Below are 20,961 nucleotides of genomic sequence, written 5' to 3' on the forward strand. Positions count from 1 at the left end.
AAGTAAGATCCTGCCATCGAAACGCGGCTGATCCGCTCAACCGATGGAGATCTAAAATGACGAATCAAACCAACAAGGTAGCCCTGGTGACGGGCGCGTCGCGCGGAATCGGTGCCGCAATCGCCGAACGCCTGGCCCTGGACGGCTTCACCGTCGTGATCAACTATTCCGGCGATGCCAAATCGGCCCAGGCGGTCGCCGACAGGATCGAGGCCGCCGGCGGCCGGGCGCTGACGGCAAAGGCCGATGTCAGCGACGCCAGTGCCGTGCGCGGCCTGTTCGACGCGGCCGAAGCGGCATTCGGCGGCGTCGACGTGCTGGTCAACAATGCCGGCATCATGAAGCTGGCGAAGATCGCCGACACCGACGATGCGCTGTTCGACCAGCACATCGCGGTCAACCTCAAGGGCAGCTTCAACACCATGCGCGAGGCCGCCCGTCGGCTGCGCAATGGCGGGCGCATCGTCAATTTCTCGACCAGCGTGGTCGGCACCAGGCTCGAGAGCTACGGCATCTACACCGCGACCAAGTCGGCGATCGAGTCCTTGACCGCGATCCTGTCCAAGGAATTGCGCGGCCGCGCCATCACCGTGAACGCCGTCGCACCCGGCCCGACCGCGACCGACCTGTTCCTCAACGGCAAGTCGGACGACCTGATTGATCGCTTCGCCAGGATGGTGCCGCTGGAGCGGCTCGGCACGCCCGACGACATCGCCGCCGTCGTCGCCTTCCTTGCCGGTCCCGACGGGGCCTGGATCAACGGACAGACGCTGCGCGCCAATGGCGGTCTGGTCTGACGCCCGCAAAGATTCATCCAACCCGACAGCAAGGAAAACTTGTCATGAAACAGGTCATCGTCATCACGGGCGCGTCGAGCGGCTTCGGCCGCCTCGCCGCCAACGCGCTCGCCAAGGCAGGACACACCGTCTACGCCTCGATGCGCGGCACCACCGGCCGCAACGCCGCGGCGGCCGCCGACGTCGAGACGTTCGCAAGGGACAACAATGTCGATCTGCGCGCGCTCGAGCTCGACGTCGGCTCGCAAGGCTCGGTCGATGCGGCGATTGCGCAGATCGTCGCCGAGGAGGGCCGCCTCGACGTCGTGATGCACAATGCCGGCCACATGGTGTTCGGCCCGGCGGAGGCCTTCACGCCCGAGCAGCTTGCCGAACTCTACGACATCAACGTGCTCTCGACCCAGCGCGTCAACCGCGCCGCGCTGCCGCAGCTGCGCAAGCAGGGCAGGGGGCTCCTGGTCTGGGTGTCGAGCAGCAGCTCGGCCGGCGGTACGCCGCCCTATCTCGCGCCGTATTTCGCGGCGAAGGCCGGCATGGACGCGATGGCGGTGATCTATGCGCGCGAGCTGGCGCGCTGGGGCATCGAGACCTCGATCATCGTGCCCGGCGCCTTCACCGGCGGCACCAATCACTTCGCGCATTCCGGCCGACCCGCCGACCATGCGCGCGTCGCCGAATATGAGGCCGGTCCCTATGCCGGCTTCGGCGAGCAGATCATGACGGCGTTCTCGGCGATCGTGCCCGCGGATGCCGATGCGTCATCGGTGGCGGAAGCGATCGTCGAGGTGGTCGACGCGCCGTTCGGAAAGCGGCCGTTCCGCGTGCACATCGATCCGACGCAGGATGGCGCGGAGGTCGCGTTCGGCGTGATCGACCGCGTTCGCAGCGAGATGCTGCACAGGGTCGGCTTCTCCGACCTGCTGAAGCCGCGGGTGAACGGGTAGTACGGCACTCTCTCCACGTCATTGCGAGGAGCGAAGCGACGAAGCAATGCTCGCAATGACGAGGACAGGCCGTGCGTCTCTTACGCTTGATTCAGCCACCGCAATATCTCCGCATTGATCTCGCGGGGATAGGTGTGGCTGAGATCGTCGAGCTCGCGGTAGGTGACATTGGCGCCGGCAGCGGACAGCAATTGCCGGGTTTGCCGCGCGGTCTGCACCGGGAACATCCAGTCGAGCTGGCCGTGGGTGATGAAAACAGGCAAGCCGCGCAGCCGCCCGGCGTCGGCCATCTCGGCCATCAGCGGATGGAACGTCGCCGCAACCGGGGCAAGATGCGTGAAGCGCGAGGCACCGTCGAGGCCGCTGACATAGCTGAAGGTGCCGCCGTCGCTCATGCCTGAGAGCAGCAGGCGCTTGCCGTCGACAGTCCAGCGCGAGCCGACATAATCGAGGATGCGGTTGAGGTTCGGGGTGTCGGTGTCGTTGCCCATCAGCGCCCAGGTGTTTCCCGTTGCCGTGGGCGCGACGAGAATGGCACCGAAGCTTCGGGCGTCGCGCAGCCAGCTCCACAGGAAGCCGCGGCCGTTGCCGCTGCCGCCATGCAGCGCCATCACCAGCGGCCATGCGCGATCGGGCGTGTAATATTCCGGCACGTAGAGCGAGAAGCCGCCGCGGCTGCCTGGTTCGTTCTGCTCGTGGAAAATTCCCGTGTTCGCGTTCGCCGGCGCATCGAGCCTGGCGAGCAGGTCGGCGTCCTCGCACAATTCCGGGACGACGAAAAACTGGCTCACCGGCGGCAATTGCGCGACCAGCGCATAGAGCGCTTCCTGCGCACGCGGGAGATAGCGCAGCGCGCGGAACACGCTGACGAGATCGCCCTGACCGCTCTCCACTGCGCGCAGGCCCGCATAACCGGACAGCGCGGCGTCGCACGCCGCCTCGAGCGCCGCCCTGATCTGCGCGAACTTTTCCGGCCAGTCGGCGAGCCGCGGCCGTACCGCCTGCAGCGCCGCGTCGGGCTCGCCCGCGATCTCCATCACCCGGCCGAACTCCGCCGGATTGAGATTGCGCGCGACAAAGGTCAGCGCTTCCAGCGTCTGCAACAGCGGCGGCAGCACGGCCACGATGTTGTCAACCACGGCCTCGCTCATCGCCGCTGCCTTTCAGTCTTGTTCAGTGCAGCCTTGGCGCCTTCAATAGCCGCATGCGGTCGATCGAGTTCAGCGTCACGTCGAAGGTGACGCCCTCATGGTAGACGGTGAGCGGCACGTCGACGCCGGCCGAGCCGAGCGACCAGAGCTTGCGATAGAACACGGTCTGGCTCGTCACCTTTTCGCCTGCGATCGCGAGGATCACGTCGCCGGTCTTCAATTCGGCGCCCGCCGCCGGGCCCTTGCTGGCGATGCCGACCACGACGATGCGGTTGTCGATCTCGGTGGTGAACATGCCGAGCCATGGCCGGGCCGGCTTGTTGACGCGGCCGAACTTGCGTATGTCGCTGATGACAGGCTTCAGGAGGTCGATCGGCACCACCATGTTGACGTGCTCGGCCTTGCCGGAGCGCTCGCGCTCGAGCTGCAGCGAGCCGATGCCGATCAATTCGCCGGTGTCGGAGATCAGCCCGGCACCGCCCCAGTTCGGATGCGACGGATAGGTGAAGATCGCCTCGTCGAGCAGATACTCCCAGTAGCCGGCGAACTCCTGCTTCGCTGCGATCTGGCTGGCGACCGAGCGGGTGCGGCCACCGGCTCCGCCGAGCACGACATTGTCGCCGATCCGCGTCAGCGCCGACGAGCCGATCGGCAGTGGATCGAGATCGAACCGGCCGAGCGCCTGCACGAGGCCGAAGCCGGATTCGAAATCGAAGCCGAGCGCGTGTCCCGGGACCACACGGCCGTCGCCGAGATGCAGCCACACGGTTTCGGCCTCCGTGATCAGATAGCCGATCGTCAGCACCAGTCCGTCATCGATCAGTACGCCATTGCCGACGCGCTCGGTGCCGAGCGTCTCGGCGCTGAAGGCGTCGGACGGAATGATCGAATGCAGTCCGACTACGCTCATCAGCGCGCGATCCAGATTAAAGCGATAATCCTCGGGGCGGGGCTGAAAGGCCGGCGGCACTTTCCATTCGGTCATCGTGGCCATGTAGGATCTCCTGGCGTGCAGGGCGCTGGAACCTCCGAAGTAAATCCGAGGTTCTGCCGGCAGGGAAGATGGAAACATATACCTTGGGCGGGCGCCTGCACAGCTCATGTGGCGTGCAGACGTCCTCATCGCAAGATGAATTGAACTCAATCGCCCCGTGATGCCTTCCGCGCAGGCATGATGCGGAAGGCGCGGTCCTCCTTGATCCAGGCGGCGCGCTCGTCGCGCAGCAAGGTGCGGCGGACCTTGCCGGAATCATCGCGCAACGCCACGCCGACGCGTTCGAAGCTTTCCGGATGCTTGTAGCGGCTGAGCCGGTCGGCAAGGAAATCGCCCATGCCGTCGGCGACGGCCTGCGCGTCGGTCTCGTCGGCCAGTTCGAGGATCGCATGCACGCGCTGGCCGAATTCGGGATCTGCCAGCCCGACCACGACGCAGGAGCGCACATCGGGATGCGCGCTCACCGCGGCCTCGACCTCGGCCGGATAGATGTTGGCGCCGCCGCGCAGCACCATGTCGGCGAGGCGGTCGCCGAGATAGAGATAGCCTTCCTCATCGAGCCGGCCAATATCGCCGAGCGATTCCCAGCCGTCGGTGCGCCGCTTCGGCGCGGCGCCGAGATAATGATAGGTGCTGCCGGCGCCGTCATTGGGCAGGAAATAGATCTCGCCGGTCTCGCCTGTTGCAACGTCATTGCCGTCCTCGCCGATGATGCGCAGGCGCGCGGCCTCCCCGATCTTGCCGACGGAGCCCTTGTGCGCAAGCCACTCGACGCCGTTGATGACGCAGGCGCCCTGCCGCTCGGTACCGCCATAGAGCTCCCAGACCCGCTCCGGCCCGAGCCATTCGATCCACTTCTCCTTCAGCCATGGCGGCATCGGAGCTGCCATGTGGAACACGATCTGCAGGCTGGAGACATCGTAGCGGTTGCGCACCTCCTCGGGCAGCGCCCAGATCCGGTGCATCATGGTCGGCACGAAGTTCACCCACTGCACGCGGTTCTCTTCGATCAGCCGCAGCGTCTCCTCGGCGTCGAACTTCACCATGCCGGTGAGGCGTCCGCCGCCGAACAGCGCCGAGTGCGACAGGATGAACGGTGCGTTGTGATAGAGCGGGCCGGGATTGAGCAGCGAGGCCTGATCCGGAATCCCGAGCATCAGCGGCGTTGCGGTGTCGATCACGGCGGGGTTGTGATCGAGGATCACCTTCGGTCGTCCGGTCGAGCCGCCGCTCGTCATCGCCTTCCAGTAGCGCGCGATCGGGCCGGCGATCGGCTCGTCGGAAAATCCGTCGGGCACGAAACTCGCCGGCAGCGAGTTCGGCGCATTCCAGTCGGCCTCGCCGCCGACGACCAGCGCGGGTTTGAGGATATCGAGCACCGCGGCGGCCTCGCCGCGCGGCAGCCGCCACGACAGCGAGGTCGGCGTCGCGCCGCATTTCCACACCGCAAAGGTGGTCTCGAAGAACGCGTTGCTGTTGGGCAGCCCGATCGCGACGAAGTCGCCAGGCTTGACGCCCCTCGCGGCAAACGCCCGTGCTCGCGCATTGGCCCTGCGTTCGAGTTGCTCCCAGGTCAGCGTGTCCTGGCCGTGGCTGACGGCGATCGCATCCGTCGGCTTGCGGTCGGCATACCAGCGCGGCACGTCGGCGAGGGGAATCAGCATGGGGCGTTTCCGTCAGATGAGGGCGTCTTGAGGCCGCTCTTGTTGCAGGGGGGCGCGGCGGCAAGCCACGCTGCCTCACTTCATCAACAGAGGTGCGATCGAGTCAAGCGACCGGCGCCCAAAGGATCGGTATCCCACTGCCGGATTTGATGAATTCGGCATCCCTAAAAGCCGCGTCAAGATTCCGGTAAAGTTCAAGCGATCGCGCTAAGCCGGACTTTACGGGCCGGGCTGCATTGTGGCTGACGTGGTTGTGCGTCGAGCGGCGTCCGCAGCGAGCGATGTCGTCGGTGCTCTGCCTCTCCCTGGAGTGACGACGATGGCGAGCCATAATGGAAGGATCAAGGTCAGCCGCGAGCCGCGACGGCAACTCAACAACCGCCCGGCCTGGATCACGGTGGATGATGGCCTGACCGAGCGCGAATGCGCGGTCGTCGACGTCTCGCCCGGCGGCGCCAAGATCGTCACCGAGGTCGAGTTCAGCGTGAAGGATCGCCTCGCCCTGACCTTGCTCGCCGATCATTCCAGACGACATGCCTGCGAGGTGGTCTGGCGGCGCGGCAAGACCTACGGGCTCAGATTCGTGATGGCGGAGCCTGTGGCTGAGCCTGCCGAGGCCGCGTCCGAGCCGGCCGGCGTGGAGTAGCGGCCGCCGCTCGCGCGGCGGTGATCGCGCGTGATGAAATAACCCGCTCGCTTCGACGCTCCATGTGCAAGGAGCCGGCTTTGCCGTCTCCATCACCCCGTGGAGAAGAGCCATGACCAGATTGATTTTCGTGGTGGCTGCCCTCGTTGCAGTCGCGATCGACGCGTCCGTTGCCAGCGCCGCGACGCGGCATGCCCAGGCGGCGGGCAGCAAGGCCGTTGACTGCGTGCGGGCGCCGAACGTCGGCGCCTACGCCACCGCGCCGTACACGCAGCCGCCCTGCATGCCCGGCACGACGCGCTGATGATGCGTACGGTCGGGCTCGCGAGCTGTCCGCCAGCCCGGCCGGCGGTGTTCCCCTGCGACTTTCGTCCAGAAGGATTGGTCCGCGAATCCGATGGCCTGTCCGCCCGGCGCCGTGCTTAGATGCATGAGCGATCGAAAGGGGCGCCCGTGGCCGGTGAACCTGTCCAACGACGACTAGCGGCGATACTGGCGGCCGATGTCGTTGGCTATTCCTCGATGATGGAACGTGCCGAGGAAGCGACCTACGCCCAGATCGAGCGGCTGCGCCGCGACGTCGTGGAGCCTGCCCTGGCTCGCCACAAGGGCCGCCTGATCAAGACCACCGGAGATGGTGTCTTCGCCGAGTTTGCGAGCCCCGTGGCCGCCGTGAAATGCGGCATCGAGGTGCAGGAGCGGCTTGCCGCCGATGGGGAAGCGATCCGGCTGCGCATGGGCATCAATCTGGGCGATGTCATCGTGGACGCCCAGGGTGACGTCTATGGAGAGGGGATCAATATCGCTGCCCGCCTGGAAGGATTGGCTGATCCCGGAGGCATCCTCGTTTCGGCCAAGGTGCATGGTGAGGTCGACGGCAAGATCGAGGTGCTGTTCGATGACGCCGGCGAACGGCAGCTCAAGAACATCTCGAGGCCGGTCCGAACCTACGCGCTGAGGCGGAAAGCGCAGGCCGATGCGGCGCCGACCGCCGCGCCTGGCCTTGCTCTTCCCGACAAGCCGTCGATCGCGGTTCTGCCGTTCCAGAACATGAGCGGTGACGCCGAGCAGGAGTACTTCGCGGACGGGATGGTGGAGGACATCATCACGGCGTTGTCGCGCGTGAAGTGGTTCTTCGTGATCGCGCGAAACACCACCTTCACCTACAAGGGCAGGGCCGTCGATATCAAGCAGGTCGGACGGGAGCTTGGCGTTCGATACGTGCTCGAGGGCAGCGTGCGCAAGGCCGGAAACAGGGTCCGCGTTACCGGTCAGCTCATAGAGGCCGATACGGGACACCATATCTGGGCAGACCGTTTCGAGCGCGAATACACCAACGTTTTCGAGTTGCAGGACGAGGTGACGTCCGCCGTGGCTTCGGCGATCGAGCCAACCATCAATCTGAGGGAGATCGAAAGGTCCAAGAAAAAGCCGACCTCCGACTTAACCGCTTACGACTGCTTTTTGCGCGCCCAGCCCTTCCTGCGAGAGCTCAACGCGCCATCCTATGCGCGAGCGGAGGGTTATCTTCGACAGGCGGTCGCCATAGACCCTGAATATTCCAGCGCGCTCGCATATCTGGCTGACTGTATCGGGCGACAATCCATTTTTGGTGCGCGACCGTTCAAGGAGGGGACGCTCGAGGCGGAGAGGATTGCGCAGCAGGCGGTTCAAGCCGATCCCGAAGACGGCACCGCGCTCGCTGTTGCTTCCTGGGTCCTTTCGGTGTTCATCGGCAAGCACGCGAAATCGCGGGAATATGGCGAACGGGCGCTGCGGCTTCAGCCCAATTCAGCTATTGTTTGCGTCAACTGTGCCTATGGCTATCTGTTTCGCGGTGAACTGGATGTAGCACGACAAAACTTTGACAGAGCGTTGCGCATCAACCCGCTCGACCCGCGCAATTATTTCATACCCCAAGGCCTGGGTATGGTGGCTTTCTTCGAAGGGAATTTCACGGAGGCGCTGTCGCAGTTGACCCGCTCGATTGAGCTCGGGCCATCTGTGCGGATATCATGGCGTTACAAGGCCGCAGCGTTGGCGCACCTCGGCAGAATCGACGAAGCCCGGGAGGCCGTCTCGGTCCTCAGATCCCTTACGCCGGTGCAAACGCTGAAAGAGATTGCTGAACGGTCCACGCTTGCTCACGCATGGATGCGCGAAAGTTACGTCGGAGGACTTGAGAAGGCGGGGTACGACTGAACTGCAGCGTGCTCCATCCGTGCTTGTTCGGTGAGCGCGCCGCCTATCCCCGATAGCGCAGCGCGTCGACCAGCAGTGCGAAGGCCGGCGAGGATTGCCGGCGGCTCGGATAATAGAGGTGATAGCCGTGGAACGGCACGCACCAGTCGTCGAGCACCTGGACCAGGTGCCCCCTGGCGAGCTCGGCGCGGACGCGATCCTCGGCGATATAGGCGAGACCGAGCCCGGCGATCGCCGCCTTGATCCGCAGCGCGCCGCTGTTGAACACCAGTTGCCCGTCGACGCGCACCTTGATGGCGCGCCCGCGCTTCTCGAACTCCCAGACATAGAGGCCGCCATAGGTCGGCAGGCGGATGTTGATGCAGGCGTGCTGCGTCAGGTCCTGCGGCCGCTTCGGGCGTTCGTGCCGCTTGAAATAGGACGGCGCGCCGACCACGACCATGCGGAAATCCGGTCCGATCCGCACCGCGATCATGTCCTTCGCCACCTGCTCGCCGATCCGGACGCCGGCATCGAAGCGGGCCGCGACGATGTCGGTCAGGCTGTCGTCGAGGGATAGCTCGACCTTGATGTCGGGATAGCGCGGCAGGAAGCCGGCCAGCTTCGGCCACAGGATGGTTTCGGCGGCGTGCTCGCCGGTGGTGATCCGGATCGAGCCAGCCGGCCGGTCGCGCAGCGCGCTCAAGGCTGCGAGCTCGGTCTCGATCTCGTCGAAGCGCGGACCGACATTCAGCAGCAGCCGCTCGCCGGCTTCCGTCGGCGCCACGCTGCGCGTGGTGCGGGTCAACAGCCGCATGCCCAGCCGCTCCTCCAGCGCGCGGATGGTGTGGCTGAGCGCCGATTGCGACACGCCGAGCTGCGCGGCGGCGCGGGTGAAGCTGCGTTCCCGCGCGACGGCGAGGAAGGCGATCAGGTTATTGACGTCCTGCCGCGGCATTGATGAATCCCATTCATAAGTCCATCCCGATCCTACCGCCTAATCGCTGGCCGGCGCACGCCCTAAATCCTGCGGCGACAGATCCTTGTCATCGATGCGGAGAGACATCATGCAGAAGCGCAAACTCGGCAACAGCAACCTGGAGGTATCGGCGATCGGCCTCGGCTGCATGGGCCTCAACTTCGCCTACGGCCCTGGGCTCGAGAAGCAGCAGGGCATCGCCCTGGTCCGCGGCGCGGTCGAGCGCGGCGTGACCTTTTTCGACACCGCCGAGGTCTACGGCCCCTTCACCAACGAGGAACTGGTCGGCGAGGCGCTGGCGCCGGTCCGGAGCCAGGTCGTGATCGCCACCAAGTTCGGCTTCGACATCGATCCGTCGACCGGCCAGCAGCGCGGCGTGAGCAGCCGGCCCGAGCATATCCGCGCGGTGGCCGACGCCTCGCTGAAGCGGCTGAAGATCGATGTGATTGATCTCCTTTATCAGCACCGGGTCGATCCCGAGGTGCCGATCGAGGACGTCGCCGGCACGGTGAAGGAACTGATCGCGGCCGGCAAGGTGCGGCACTTCGGCATGTCGGAGGCCGCTGCGCAGACCATTCGCCGCGCGCATGCCGTGCAGCCGGTCACCGCGCTGCAGAGCGAATATTCGCTGTGGGAACGCGGCGTGGAGCGGGAGATCCTGCCGACACTGCAGGAACTCGGCATCGGCCTCGTGCCGTACAGCCCGCTCGGCCGCGGCTTCCTCACCGGCGCGATCACGGAGAGCACGACGTTTGCGAGCAGCGACTTCCGCAACCTCGTGCCGCGCTTCTCGCAGGAGGCGCGCCGCGCCAACCAGGCGCTGGTCGACCGGCTCGGCAAGATCGCCGCGGCCAAGGGCGCAACCGCAGCGCAGATCGCGCTGGCGTGGCTGTTGGCGCAGAAGCCCTGGATCGTGCCGATCCCCGGCACCACCAAGCTGCATCGCCTCGAGGAGAACATCGGTGCCGCGCAGGTCGAACTGACATCAGCCGATCTCGCCGAGATCAGCCACGCGCTGGCCGCCGTCGAAGTGCAGGGGGCACGATATCCGGAGCATCTGCAACGGATGGTGGGGCGGTGAGCGCGGAAATACTTCGCTGTCGTCATCCGGGGGCAGCCCGCCGGGCTGCCCCCGGAATCCCGAGATTCTCAGGCGCGCAATTGCGCACCATAGTTCCATGTTGCGCATCGCGCCGGAACGACAGGATGGAGGACGCGGGCCCTACATCTGATTTGCCCGACGGCGCAAGCCCTCGCTGCAGAAATATTTCGGTTTATCGTAATGGCAAATCAGTGTATGGATTCACCCGTCTCACCCGATCGAGGGGCGAGCGCACGTCACGAACGCGCGGTGGGATGCGGTGGACGTTGCGTGCGTGACTGACGAGAGCGCATGCAGCGGACGGCGAAATCGTGCAGGCCTGACGCCCTGGTGGCAGGTGTCTCATCAGCGAGGGCAATCTCTCTCGCTGGCGACGGTGACAAGCAAGCCCAGTCTCGCCGGGGAGAGCACGTATAAGCCGTAACCCATCGCGCAGGGAAAGCCGGTTGTTTCCGGTTACACCTGTGGTCCTACCCCGGTGCTTTTTTGTTGCACCGGGCCCATGGGTGCGATCGGCACCCGGCTTTCCCTGCGCCCTCCGACCAAGGAGAGGGCGGAAGTTTCGGAAAACCTCGGGCGCATCGCGCCGCGAGAATGCGGATGTATGACTCACAACGTTCAGTGTCGTCCCGGCCTTCGCCGGGACGACATGAGGAGAGAGAGCCTCACGGCCGCCACGCCATCTTCAGCACCGGGCGTCCCGAGGTCGGGTTGACGTCCTCGCCGGCATGCGTAAAGCCGCTGCGTTCATAGAAGCGGATCGCGCGCGCGTTGTCCTTGTTGACGAGCAGCGTGACGCCGCCGGGCGCAAGGTGCTTGGCTTCATCGACCAGTGCGCCCGCCAGCGGCGAGCCCCAATGCGCGGGATCGACCACGAGCTGGTCGAGATAGCCGGTGCCGTCGATGGTCACGAAGCCGGTCAGTACGCCATCCTGCTCGGCGACGATGATCGCAGCATTCGGCACCAGCTCGCTCCGCCAGCGCTCGCGCCACCAGGCGACGCGCGCGGTGAAGTCGATCGACGGATAAGCCTGCTGCCAGGTCTGCCGCCACAGCTCGATCGCCGCGTCCTCGTCGGCCGCGCGGTAGGGGCGGAGCTCGAAGGCATTCGCCACCTACTTCTCCGTCAGCTTCAGCTCGATGCGGCGGTTGCGCTTGTAGGCGTCTTCGTTCTGCCCGGTGTCGAGCGGCTGGAATTCGGCGAAGCCGGCGGCGACCAGGCGCTGCGGCGGCACGCCGAGCGAGACCAGATACTGCACCACCGAGATCGCGCGGGCCGCCGACAGCTCCCAGTTCGACTTGAACACCGGGCTGTTGATCGGCCGCACGTCGGTGTGGCCGTCGACCCGCAGCACCCAGGCGATCTCGCTCGGGATCTGCTTGTCCAGATCGATGAGTGCGGTCGCCACCGTCTCGAGCTCGGTCTTGCCCTCGGGCAGCAGCGTCGCCTGGCCGGTGTCGAAGAATACTTCGGACTGGAACACGAAGCGGTCGCCGACGATGCGGATATCCGGGCGGTTGCCGAGGATGGCGCGCAGCCGGCCGAAGAATTCGGAGCGGTACTTCGACAATTCCTGTACCCGCTGCGCCAGCGCGACGTTGAGGCGCTGGCCGAGATCGGCGATCCGACTCTGCGAGTCCTTGTCGCGCTTCTCGGAGGCGTCGAGCGCCTCCTCGAGCGCGGCGAGCTGGCGGCGCAGCGCGCTGATCTGCTGGTTCAGCACCTCGATCTGCGCCAGTGCGCGCGACGAGACCGCCTTCTCGGAATCCAGCGCCTTGTTGAGCTCGTTGGCGCGGCCCTGCGCGTCGTTGCCGGAATTCGCCAGCCCTTCATAGAGCCCCTTCATGCGGTCGCGTTCGCCCTCGGCGGAGGCGAGGCCGGCCTTGAGCTGCGCCACCTGGTCGTCGAGGCTCAGCTTGCCGAGCTTTTCCAGCGACAGCAGCTCGTTGAGCTGCGCGATCCTGGCGTTGAGCTGCTCCAGTGCCTTGTCCTTGCCGGTGACCTCCTGCGACAGGAAGAACTGCACCACCAGGAACACCGAGAGCAGGAACACGATCGACAGCACCAGTGTCGACAGCGCATCGACGAATCCGGGCCAGTAGTTGAACGCGGATTCGCTGCGGCGGGAGCGGGCGAGGGCCATTCAGAGTCCCTTCGGGCCTTGCGGCGCGTGGCAGACGGCCTCGATATTGTGGCCGTCGGGATCGAGGACGAAAGCGCCGTAGTAATTGGCATGATAGTGCGGCCGAATTCCGGGCGGCCCGTTGTCGCGGCCGCCGGCCCTGACAGCGTCGTCGTAGAAGCGGTCGACGGTGGCGCGATCGGCGGCGGTGAAGGCAATATGGGCGCCGGTCTGCGTGATGGCGCGCCGGCCGATCCAGAAGAACGCCTTGGGGCGGATACCGTAGCCTGCGAAATCGGCGCCCTCGGCATAGAGGCGGCTGATGCCGAGCGCGCGCAGCGCCTCGTCATAGAACGCCTTCGATCGTTCGACATCGCGGACGCCGATGGTGACGTGGTCCAGCAAACCGACCTCCGTAGCTCAACTCTTCTCCGGCTGGCGGGCAAGGCGCTCCAGCAGTCGCTTGATCTCGCGGTTCTGCTCGCCCTGGCCGTCGGCCCATTCGCGGATCATCTGCTGCTCGGTGCGCATATGCGCGACCAGCCCCTGGATCGCCTCGGCGAGGTTGGCCATCGCCGCCGTGGTGCTGCGGTTGCTGCCGCCTTCCTCGACCGCGGTGCGCAGCCGCTCGATCGCGCCCTGCAACTCGCCTCCGCCGGCAGCGTCCTCGCCGGAAATGCCGCGCACAGTGGTGGCGAGCCAGTCCTCGAGGTCGGTGTAGAAGCGATTCTGGGCCTGGCTCGATTGCAAATCGAGGAAACCGAGGATCAGCGAGCCGGCAAGGCCGAACAGCGAGGACGAGAACGAGATGCCCATGCCGCCGAGCGGGGCGGCGAGGCCCTCCTTCAGCGTCTCGAACAGCGCGCCGGCGTCGCCGCCGACCTTGAGCCCATCGATCACCTTGCCGACCGAGCCGACCGTCTCGATCAAACCCCAGAAGGTGCCGAGCAGGCCGAGGAAGACCAGAAGACCGGTCATGTAGCGCGAGATGTCGCGGGCTTCATCGAGGCGGGTCGCGATCGAATCGAGCAGGTGCCGCATCGTCTGTTGCGAGATCGTCATGCGGCCGGTGCGCTCGCCGCCGAGGATCGCGGCCATCGGGGCCAGCAGCGTCGGGCGGCGCTCGATCGCAAGGCCGGGGTCGGCGATGCGGAAATTGTTGACCCAGGCGACCTCGGGATAGAGCCGGATCACCTGACGGAAGGCCAGTATGACGCCGATCAGGAGGACCAGGCCGATCAGGGCGTTCAGCCCGGGATTGGCGAAGAAGGCCGTGACGATCTGCTTGTAAAGCACGAAGCCGATCAGGCCGCACAGCACCAGGAACACCAGCATCCGCACCAGGAAGATCCGGGGCGAGGACAGCTTGCTCAGTTCGATCTCCATGTCGGAGCGGGAAGGGGGCATTGCCGGGTCATCCGTTCGCGAAGGCCGCATCAGTCAGCAATATGGCACAGCGGCGGGGGGAGGAAAGTCAGGAAAGCCGAATCCGGCACCCCAAAGCGGCGCATCGCGTTGAAAACCGCCCCGTCGGCATCCGCGCCTTCAGCCGTCGTGCAGGTTGCGGCCCGCTCGAGGAATCGCGCAAGCGAGCGTCGTCGGGCGACGGCAACGGCACGGCCGGCGATTCGTGTCGGGGCGTTACAAAGTTACAGTCCGCGGCGTTTTCGCACGGGCAAATGCCGCGTTCCGCCCATACGGCTTGCAATGGAACCTGCTCACAATCCGGTGAGTCGGCGAAAGGGTCCGCGAAATCAGCGCGATAGGGTTGTGTGACAATGAGCCGCCCGCGAAACGCATTGCGTCGCAGCAAGCAGATTTTATTTTCACGTGGACGCGAGCGGTGTCGAGACGATGCCGCTGTTTGTTTGTTCACACTCTTTCAAGGGGCGACCTTTCCGATGTCTGGACTTCGCGCGCAATCGGCATGCATTGCTTTGATGCTGGCCGTGACGGCGCCACTGCTTGCCGGCTGCGATGAACCGAACCCCGCGACCGCCGCCACGCAAGCCGCCGAGCCGGACGTCAGCGTCGTCACCGTGAAGCCGCAGGCGCGCGCGATGGTGCGCGAGCTGCCGGGCCGCATCGCGCCGACCCGCGTCTCCGAGGTGCGCCCGCGCGTCTCCGGCATCATCGTCAACCGCATGTTTCACCAGGGCAGCGAGGTGAAGGCCGGCGATCCGCTGTATCAGATCGATCCGCGACCGTTCGAGGTCGAATTGCAGTCGACCGAGGCGGCGCTGTCGCGCGCCAAGGCCGTGCTCGAGCAGGCCACGCTGCACGCCCGCCGGATCGCGACGCTGACCAGCCAGCGCACGGCGCCGGAGGCCGAGAACGAAAAGGCGATCGCCGCTCTGAAGCAGGCCGAGGCCGACGTGCAGGGTCGCGAGGCCGACGTCGCACGCGCAAAGCTCAATCTCGATTACGCCACCATCCGTGCGCCGATCGACGGCATCATCGGCGCGGCGCTGGTCAGCGAGGGCGCGCTCGTGGTGCAGAACGACGCCAACAGCCTGGCGACGATCCAGCAGCTCGATCCGATCTATGCCGACTTCCAGCAGTCTGCGACCGAGATGCACCAGCTCCGCCGCGCCTTCGAGAACGGCGATCTCGACCGCATCGCCCAGGACGCGTTGAAGGTCCGCCTCGTGCTCGACGATGGCTCGGCCTATCCGTTGCAGGGCAAGCTGCTGTTCTCCGACGCCAAGGTCGACGCCTATACCGGCCAGGTGACGCTGCGCGGAGAATTTCGCAATCCAAACCGGGTGCTGCTGCCGGGGATGTATGTCCGCGTGCAGATCGAGCAGGGCATCGACTCCGATGCGATCGCGGTGCCGCAGCAGGCGATCCAGCGCAATGGCGGCGGCGGCAGCGAGGTGTTCGTCGTCAAGGGCGACAACCTCGTCGCGGTGCAGCCGGTGCGTACCGGCTCGCTGCAGGGCGGCCAATGGTTCGTCACCGATGGCCTGAAGGCCGGCGACAAGGTCGTGGTCGAGGGCTTCCAGAAATTCGCCGCCGGCGACAAGGTGCGCCCGCATGCCTGGCCGCAGGTCGACGCCGCGGCCGCGGAGACAGGCGATTCCAGGCAAACCGCGCATATCGAGCGGTGATCTGACATGCCCGCTTTCTTCATCGACCGGCCGATCTTCGCCTGGGTCGTCGCGCTGTTCATCTGCCTGGTCGGCGCGATCTCCATTCCGCTGCTCGCGGTCGCGCAATATCCGATCATCGCGCCGCCCTCGATCTCGATTTCGACCAGCTATCCCGGCGCCTCGCCCGAGAACCTCTACAACAGCGTCACCCGGCTGATCGAGGAGGAGCTGAACGGCGCCGCCAACATCCTTAACTTCGAATCGACCTCCGACTCGCTCGGCCAGGTCGAGATCATTGCCAACTTCAAGCCGGGCACCGACACCAGCCAGGCCTCGGTCGAGGTGCAGAACCGCCTCAAGCGCGTCGAGGCGCGGTTGCCGCGCGCCGTGATCCAGCAGGGCATCCTGGTCGAGGAAGCCTCCTCGGCGGTGCTGCAGATCATCACGCTGAACTCGACCGACGGCAGCCTCGACGAGGTTGGGCTGGGCGACTTCATGATCCGCAACGTGCTGGGCGAGATCCGCCGCATTCCCGGCGTCGGTCGCGCCACGCTGTATTCGACCGAGCGTTCATTGCGCATCTGGATCGATCCCGCCAAGCTGGTCGGCTATGGCCTGTCCGCCGACGACGTCAACAAGGCGATCTCGGCGCAGAACGCCCAGGTCGCCTCCGGCAGCATCGGTGCCGAGCCGAGCACCGACGCGCAGAAGATCTCGGCCCAGGTGCTGGTGAAGGGCCAGCTCGCCTCGCCCGACGAGTTCGGCGCGATCATCCTGCGCGCCAATGCCGACGGCTCCACGGTCCGCCTGCGCGACGTCGCGCGGATCGAGGTCGGCGGCCTCTCCTACCAGTTCAACACCCGCCTCAACGGCAAGCCGACGGCCGGCCTCTCGGTGCTGCTGTCGCCGAAGGGCAATGCGCTGGCGACCGCGAGCGCGGTCGAGGCCAAGATGAAGGAGCTGTCGCGCTTCTTCCCGGCCAATATCGGCTACGACATCCCCTACAACATCACGCCGGTGGTGAAGGCCTCGATCGAGAAGGTCCTGATGACGCTGGTCGAGGCGGTGGTGCTGGTGTTCATCGTGATGTTCCTGTTCCTGCAGAACATCCGCTACACCATCATTCCGACGATCGTGGTTCCGGTGGCGCTGCTGGGCGCCTGTGCCACGCTGATGATCGCGGGCTTCTCGATCAACATGCTGACGATGTTCGGCATGGTGCTCGCGGTGGGCATCCTCGTCGACGACGCCATCGTCGTCGTCGAGAACGTCGAGCGCATCATGGCCGAAGAGGGCCTGCCGCCGAAGCAGGCGACCAAGAAGGCGATGTCGCAGATCACCGGCGCCATCATCGGCATCACGCTGGTGCTGATGGCGGTGTTCGTGCCGATGGCGTTCTTCCCGGGCTCGGTCGGCATCATCTACCGCCAGTTCTCGGTCACCATGGTGGCGGCGATCGCGTTCTCGGCGCTGCTCGCGCTGTCGCTGACGCCGGCGCTGTGCGCGACGCTGCTCAAGCCGGTGCAGCAGGGCCATGGCCACGCGCGCAGGGGCGTGTTCGGCTGGTTCAACCGCGCGCTCGACAGCAGCCGGGCCGGCTATGTCAGGACCGTGCAGGGCGGGCTGAAGCGCACCGGCCGCCTGATGCTGATCTACGCCGTGCTGTTCGCAGCCGTGGGTTACGGCTTCGTGCGGCTGCCCGGCGGCTTCCTGCCGGTCGATGACCAGGGCTTCATCACCACCGACGTGCAGACGCCGTCGGAGTCCTCCTATGCGCGCACCGAGGCCGCGGTCGAGCAGGTCGAGAAATATCTGAAGGACCGTGACGGCATCGAGAACGTGACGTTCCTCACCGGCTTCAGCTTCCTCGGCCAGGGCATGAACACGGCGCAGGCCTTCATCACGCTGAAGGACTGGTCGGAGCGCGGGCCGAAGGATTCGGCGGCGGCGATCGTTGCCGACATCAACCGTGACCTGGCGTCGGTTCGTGACGCAAGGATCTCGGCGCTGCAACCGCCGCCGATTGACAACCTCGGCAACTCCTCGGGCTTCTCGTTCCGCCTGCAGGACCGCGGCCAGAAGGGCTACGCGGCGCTGATCGCGGCGTCCGACCGCCTGGTCACGGAGGCCAATGCCAGCCCCGTGCTGCAGAAGGTCTATGTCGAAGGGCTGCCGTCGGCGCCGCAGGTCAATCTGATGATCGACCGCGAGAAGGCGGGCGCGTTCGGCGTCACCTTCGAGGACATCAACAACACGATCTCGACCAATCTCGGCTCGAACTACATCAACGACTTCCCGAACCGCGGGCGCATGCAGCGCGTCATCGTGCAGGCGGACAAGACCAGCCGCATGAACGCGGACGACATCCTCAATTACAATGTGAAGAACAGCCGCGGGCAACTGGTGCCGTTCTCGTCCTTCGCCACCATCGAATGGTCGAAGGGGCCGACGCAAATCGCGGGCTTCAACTACTATCCGGCAGTGCGCATCTCCGGCGAGGCGCGACCCGGCTTCACCTCGGGTGATGCGATATCGGAGATGGAGCGGCTTGCCGACAAGCTGCCGCGTGGCTTCGGCTATGAATGGACCGGTCAGTCGCTGCAGGAGAAGCTGTCGGGCTCGCAGGCGCCATTCCTGCTGGCGCTGTCGGTGCTGGTGGTGTTCCTGCTGCTCGCGGCGCTGTATGAGAGCTGGACCGTCCCGCTCGCGGTACTGCTCACGATTCCGCTCGGCATTCTCGGCGCGGTGGTGGCCGCAACGCTGCGCGGCCTGTCCAACGACGTCTATTTCACCGTCGGCCTGATCACCATCATCGGTCTCGCCGCCAAGGACGCGATCCTGATCATCGAGTTCGCCAGGGATCTGCGCGCGCAGGGCAGGCCGCTGGTGGAGGCCACGGTGGAGGCGTGCAGCCTGCGCTTCCGTCCGATCCTGATGACCGGCCTTGCCTTCGTCTGCGGCGTGCTGCCGATGGCGATCGCGACCGGCGCCGGCGGCGCCAGCCAGCAGGCGCTCGGCACGTCCGTGATGGGCGGCATGATCGCGGTGGTTATCCTGGCGCTGCTATTGGTCCCGGTGTTCTTCGTCAGCGTGCAGCGTGTGCTGGCGGGCGACCGCGAGAAGGCGGCGGAAAGGGGTGAAGTGCATGGGCCGCCGGCACCGGCCAGGATCGGTCACTGATGTCCGAGATCACGTCAGGGCGCGGCGCCGTCCGCGGCTTGCTTTTGCAAGCCGGTCAATCCAGATTGCATCTCTGGATTGAGCCGGAAGCGCGCAGGCAACCCGGGGATTGAGGGCATGGAATGCGTCCGACCGACATTGCGATCGCGAACTATCGCTCCATTCGGCGGCTCTTCATGCCCATCCAACCGCTGTCCGTATTCGTCGGCGAGAATGGCGTCGGCAAGTCCAATCTCTACAAGTCCCTGTCGCTGTTGCGCGATGCGGCGACGGGCCGTATCACCCGCACGATCGCCGACGAAGGCGGATTGAACTCCGTCTGCTGGTCCGGGATCCGCAAGCGCGGCGAGGATGGACGGCTGCGGCTCGCAGCCAGATTCGACAACATCAGATACGCCATCGAGCTCGGGTTTCCCAGCCCGGTCGAAGCCGCATTCTCCGGCGAGCCGATGATCAAGTCCGAATGCATCGAGGCGACCCACGGCAAGCAAAAAGTCCGCATGATGGCGCGGAAGAACTCGCTCGTCAGCATCCGCGGAGAGAGCGGCGCCTGGAGCGACCACAGGGATGCGGTGCTGCCGTCGGAAACGGCGCTCGCCGGTTTCCTCGACGCCAAGGCGTGTCCCGAGATCGACATGATCAGAGGCGCGATGCTGGGCTGGCGTTTCTATCACGATTTTCGCACCGATCCGGCGTCGCCGATCCGAAAGCCATGTCTCGCAATCACGACGCCGTCGCTGAGCGCCGATGGCAGCGATCTGGCTGCCACCCTGGCGACGCTCTGCGTCATCAGGCGAGATGCGTCCGACCTGCAGGATGCGATCGAGGATGCGTTCCCGGGCGCCGAGCTGCGGGCATGGGAAGAAAATGGGCGGTGCGAGTTTGATCTGCAGCTCGCGGACATGCCGCGTCCGTTCAAGGCGCACGAACTATCCGACGGGACGCTGAAATATATCTGCCTGCTCGCCGTGTTCATGGGCTATCGGCTGCCGCCATTCATCGCGCTCAACGAGCCGGAGGCCAGCCTGCATCCATCGCTGCTGGCGCCGTTGGCCAGGCTGATCGCCAGGGCGTCCCGCCGCGCCGACATCTGGATCGTCACCCACTCGGAACATCTGATGGCGGCGTTGCAGGGCGAGAGCTCGGTCCCGCTTCGCCGGGTGATCAAGGCGAAGGGCGCCACGACCATCGAGGGCCTGACCGCAGCCGGCGAGTTTCGCGACGAGGAAGACGACGTTGATGACGATGACGACGATTAGATCGAGCCGCCGCTTTATTGCCCGAGCGGCTTCAGGATCTTGATCAGCTCGCCGTGCACGAACTCGTTGCCGCAGACGACATGGCCGGTTTGCAGCGGGTCGTCATTGCCCTGGATGCCGGAGACGGTGCCGCCGGCTTCCCGGACCATGATCTGGCCGGCCGCGATGTCCCAGGAATTGAGGTTGCGCTCCCAGTAGCCGTCGAGCCGGCCGGCGGCGACGAAGGCGAGGTCGAGCGAGGCAGCGCCGAAGCGGCGGAAGCCCGCAACCCTGGTCTGCAGCGCGGCCATCTCCTGCTGCGCCAGCTGGTGATTGCCGCGGCCGATATGGGGCAGGCCGCAGGCGATCACGCATTCATCCAGCTTGCGGCGGCCGGCGACGCGCAGCCGCTGGTCGTTGAGGAAGGCGCCCTTGCCGCGCTCGGCGATGTAGAGCTCGTCATTGGCGGGGTTGTAGATCACGCCCGCGATCACCGTGCCCTCGCGCGCCAGCGCGATCGAGATCGCGAATTGCGGGATGCCGTGCAGGAAGTTGGTGGTGCCGTCGAGCGGATCGACGATCCAGGTATGGCTCTTGTCAGAGCCTTCGCGCTGGCCGCCTTCCTCACCGAGGAAGCCGTAGCCGGGCCGCGCCTTCTCGAGGTCGGTGTAGAGCATCTCCTCGGCGCGCTTGTCGGCGAGCGAGACAAAATTCGCCGGCCCCTTCAGCGACACCTGGAGATGTTCGATCTCGCCGAGGTCGCGCTTGAGGCTGCGGCCGGCGCGGCGCGCGGCCTTGACCATGACGTTGATGAGAGCGGAATAGAGCATGATGAAGGGCTTGCGGGGTCAGAGGAGCGGCAGGCAGCGC

The 20,961-nt window shown here is 65.8% G+C and carries 18 protein-coding genes; 9 read left to right on the forward strand and 9 right to left on the reverse strand.

The annotated features are described in order from the left end of the window. The first annotated feature begins 56 nt into the window (after positions 1 to 56). A complete protein-coding gene (locus tag JQ586_RS07945; RefSeq protein WP_212393975.1) occupies positions 57 to 797 on the forward strand; it encodes an SDR family oxidoreductase in 741 nt (246 codons plus the stop codon). 44 nt (positions 798 to 841) lie between these two features. After that, entirely contained in the window at positions 842 to 1,741 is a 900-nt protein-coding gene (locus tag JQ586_RS07950; RefSeq protein WP_212393976.1) for an SDR family oxidoreductase, read from the forward strand. A gap of 80 nt (positions 1,742 to 1,821) precedes the next feature. On the opposite strand, the gene JQ586_RS07955 is transcribed toward JQ586_RS07950, so the two are convergent. The 3 genes from JQ586_RS07955 to JQ586_RS07965 form a co-directional block, all read right to left on the reverse strand. After that, positions 1,822 to 2,892 (reverse strand): phospholipase, encoded by a 1,071-nt coding sequence (locus JQ586_RS07955; RefSeq protein ID WP_212393977.1) that lies wholly within the window; start codon positions 2,890 to 2,892, stop codon positions 1,822 to 1,824. Between the two features lie 22 nt (positions 2,893 to 2,914). Continuing rightward, positions 2,915 to 3,886: a S1C family serine protease gene (locus tag JQ586_RS07960; RefSeq protein ID WP_212393978.1), complete on the reverse strand. Its 972-nt coding sequence runs from the start codon at positions 3,884 to 3,886 to the stop codon at positions 2,915 to 2,917. A gap of 146 nt (positions 3,887 to 4,032) precedes the next feature. Then, positions 4,033 to 5,550, reverse strand: coding sequence for an AMP-binding protein (locus tag JQ586_RS07965; RefSeq protein ID WP_212393979.1), 1,518 nt, complete (start codon positions 5,548 to 5,550; stop codon positions 4,033 to 4,035). A gap of 319 nt (positions 5,551 to 5,869) precedes the next feature. On the opposite strand from JQ586_RS07965, the gene JQ586_RS07970 reads away from it, so the two are divergent. From JQ586_RS07970 to JQ586_RS07980, 3 genes are all read left to right on the forward strand, one after another. Next, positions 5,870 to 6,196 (forward strand): PilZ domain-containing protein, encoded by a 327-nt coding sequence (locus tag JQ586_RS07970; protein WP_212393980.1) that lies wholly within the window; start codon positions 5,870 to 5,872, stop codon positions 6,194 to 6,196. Positions 6,197 to 6,308: 112 nt separating this feature from the next. After that, the gene (locus JQ586_RS07975) at positions 6,309 to 6,500 is read left to right on the forward strand and encodes a hypothetical protein (RefSeq protein WP_212393981.1); all 192 of its coding nucleotides are present in this window, start codon (positions 6,309 to 6,311) and stop codon (positions 6,498 to 6,500) included. A gap of 149 nt (positions 6,501 to 6,649) precedes the next feature. Further along, on the forward strand, positions 6,650 to 8,398 hold the full coding sequence (locus tag JQ586_RS07980) for a tetratricopeptide repeat protein (RefSeq protein WP_212393982.1): 1,749 nt from the start codon (positions 6,650 to 6,652) through the stop codon (positions 8,396 to 8,398). Positions 8,399 to 8,441: 43 nt separating this feature from the next. On the opposite strand, the gene JQ586_RS07985 is transcribed toward JQ586_RS07980, so the two are convergent. Next, positions 8,442 to 9,335 carry a LysR family transcriptional regulator gene (locus JQ586_RS07985; RefSeq protein WP_212393983.1) on the reverse strand — a complete coding sequence of 298 codons (894 nt, stop codon included), beginning with the start codon at positions 9,333 to 9,335 and terminating at the stop codon, positions 8,442 to 8,444. Between the two features lie 109 nt (positions 9,336 to 9,444). Between JQ586_RS07985 and JQ586_RS07990 the strand changes: the two genes are divergently transcribed. Continuing rightward, on the forward strand, positions 9,445 to 10,437 hold the full coding sequence (locus tag JQ586_RS07990; RefSeq protein ID WP_212393984.1) for an aldo/keto reductase: 993 nt from the start codon (positions 9,445 to 9,447) through the stop codon (positions 10,435 to 10,437). A gap of 686 nt (positions 10,438 to 11,123) precedes the next feature. Here JQ586_RS07990 and JQ586_RS07995 read toward each other — a convergent pair. From JQ586_RS07995 to JQ586_RS08010, 4 genes are read right to left on the reverse strand one after another with little or no spacing between them, the layout of a single operon-like run. Continuing rightward, the gene (locus JQ586_RS07995; protein ID WP_212393985.1) at positions 11,124 to 11,573 is read right to left on the reverse strand and encodes a GNAT family N-acetyltransferase; all 450 of its coding nucleotides are present in this window, start codon (positions 11,571 to 11,573) and stop codon (positions 11,124 to 11,126) included. Continuing rightward, positions 11,574 to 12,602: a peptidoglycan -binding protein gene (locus JQ586_RS08000; RefSeq protein ID WP_212393986.1), complete on the reverse strand. Its 1,029-nt coding sequence runs from the start codon at positions 12,600 to 12,602 to the stop codon at positions 11,574 to 11,576. Continuing rightward, positions 12,603 to 12,986, reverse strand: coding sequence for a VOC family protein (locus JQ586_RS08005; RefSeq protein ID WP_212393987.1), 384 nt, complete (start codon positions 12,984 to 12,986; stop codon positions 12,603 to 12,605). A 15-nt stretch (positions 12,987 to 13,001) separates the two neighbouring features. Next, positions 13,002 to 13,988: a flagellar motor protein MotA gene (locus JQ586_RS08010; RefSeq protein ID WP_212393988.1), complete on the reverse strand. Its 987-nt coding sequence runs from the start codon at positions 13,986 to 13,988 to the stop codon at positions 13,002 to 13,004. 494 nt (positions 13,989 to 14,482) lie between these two features. On the opposite strand from JQ586_RS08010, the gene JQ586_RS08015 reads away from it, so the two are divergent. The 3 genes from JQ586_RS08015 (at position 14,483) to JQ586_RS08025 (ending at position 20,112) form a co-directional block, all read left to right on the forward strand. Further along, positions 14,483 to 15,691: an efflux RND transporter periplasmic adaptor subunit gene (locus JQ586_RS08015; RefSeq protein WP_212393989.1), complete on the forward strand. Its 1,209-nt coding sequence runs from the start codon at positions 14,483 to 14,485 to the stop codon at positions 15,689 to 15,691. A gap of 6 nt (positions 15,692 to 15,697) precedes the next feature. Then, on the forward strand, positions 15,698 to 18,853 hold the full coding sequence (locus tag JQ586_RS08020) for a multidrug efflux RND transporter permease subunit (RefSeq protein WP_212393990.1): 3,156 nt from the start codon (positions 15,698 to 15,700) through the stop codon (positions 18,851 to 18,853). A gap of 122 nt (positions 18,854 to 18,975) precedes the next feature. Continuing rightward, on the forward strand, positions 18,976 to 20,112 hold the full coding sequence (locus JQ586_RS08025; protein ID WP_212393991.1) for an AAA family ATPase: 1,137 nt from the start codon (positions 18,976 to 18,978) through the stop codon (positions 20,110 to 20,112). Between the two features lie 14 nt (positions 20,113 to 20,126). Here JQ586_RS08025 and JQ586_RS08030 read toward each other — a convergent pair whose 3' ends face one another. After that, entirely contained in the window at positions 20,127 to 20,921 is a 795-nt protein-coding gene (locus tag JQ586_RS08030) for an inositol monophosphatase family protein (RefSeq protein ID WP_212393992.1), read from the reverse strand. Positions 20,922 to 20,961: the final 40 nt, after the last annotated feature.

Origin of the sequence: Bradyrhizobium jicamae, assembly GCF_018130215.1 — a bacterium.
GTDB classification, from domain to species: Bacteria; Pseudomonadota; Alphaproteobacteria; order Rhizobiales; family Xanthobacteraceae; genus Bradyrhizobium; species Bradyrhizobium jicamae_A.

Coding starts and splice junctions, on each gene's coding strand:
- JQ586_RS07945 (WP_212393975.1), top strand. CDS start 57: ATGACGAATCAAACCAACAAGGTAGCCCTGGTGACGGGCGCGTCGCGC.
- JQ586_RS08010 (WP_212393988.1), bottom strand. CDS start 13,988: ATGCCCCCTTCCCGCTCCGACATGGAGATCGAACTGAGCAAGCTGTCC.
- JQ586_RS07970 (WP_212393980.1), top strand. CDS start 5,870: ATGGCGAGCCATAATGGAAGGATCAAGGTCAGCCGCGAGCCGCGACGG.
- JQ586_RS07955 (WP_212393977.1), bottom strand. CDS start 2,892: ATGAGCGAGGCCGTGGTTGACAACATCGTGGCCGTGCTGCCGCCGCTG.
- JQ586_RS08015 (WP_212393989.1), top strand. CDS start 14,483: ATGTCTGGACTTCGCGCGCAATCGGCATGCATTGCTTTGATGCTGGCC.
- JQ586_RS07990 (WP_212393984.1), top strand. CDS start 9,445: ATGCAGAAGCGCAAACTCGGCAACAGCAACCTGGAGGTATCGGCGATC.
- JQ586_RS08030 (WP_212393992.1), bottom strand. CDS start 20,921: ATGCTCTATTCCGCTCTCATCAACGTCATGGTCAAGGCCGCGCGCCGC.
- JQ586_RS07985 (WP_212393983.1), bottom strand. CDS start 9,335: ATGCCGCGGCAGGACGTCAATAACCTGATCGCCTTCCTCGCCGTCGCG.
- JQ586_RS08020 (WP_212393990.1), top strand. CDS start 15,698: ATGCCCGCTTTCTTCATCGACCGGCCGATCTTCGCCTGGGTCGTCGCG.
- JQ586_RS07960 (WP_212393978.1), bottom strand. CDS start 3,886: ATGGCCACGATGACCGAATGGAAAGTGCCGCCGGCCTTTCAGCCCCGC.
- JQ586_RS07965 (WP_212393979.1), bottom strand. CDS start 5,550: ATGCTGATTCCCCTCGCCGACGTGCCGCGCTGGTATGCCGACCGCAAG.
- JQ586_RS08000 (WP_212393986.1), bottom strand. CDS start 12,602: ATGGCCCTCGCCCGCTCCCGCCGCAGCGAATCCGCGTTCAACTACTGG.
- JQ586_RS07975 (WP_212393981.1), top strand. CDS start 6,309: ATGACCAGATTGATTTTCGTGGTGGCTGCCCTCGTTGCAGTCGCGATC.
- JQ586_RS07950 (WP_212393976.1), top strand. CDS start 842: ATGAAACAGGTCATCGTCATCACGGGCGCGTCGAGCGGCTTCGGCCGC.
- JQ586_RS08025 (WP_212393991.1), top strand. CDS start 18,976: ATGCGTCCGACCGACATTGCGATCGCGAACTATCGCTCCATTCGGCGG.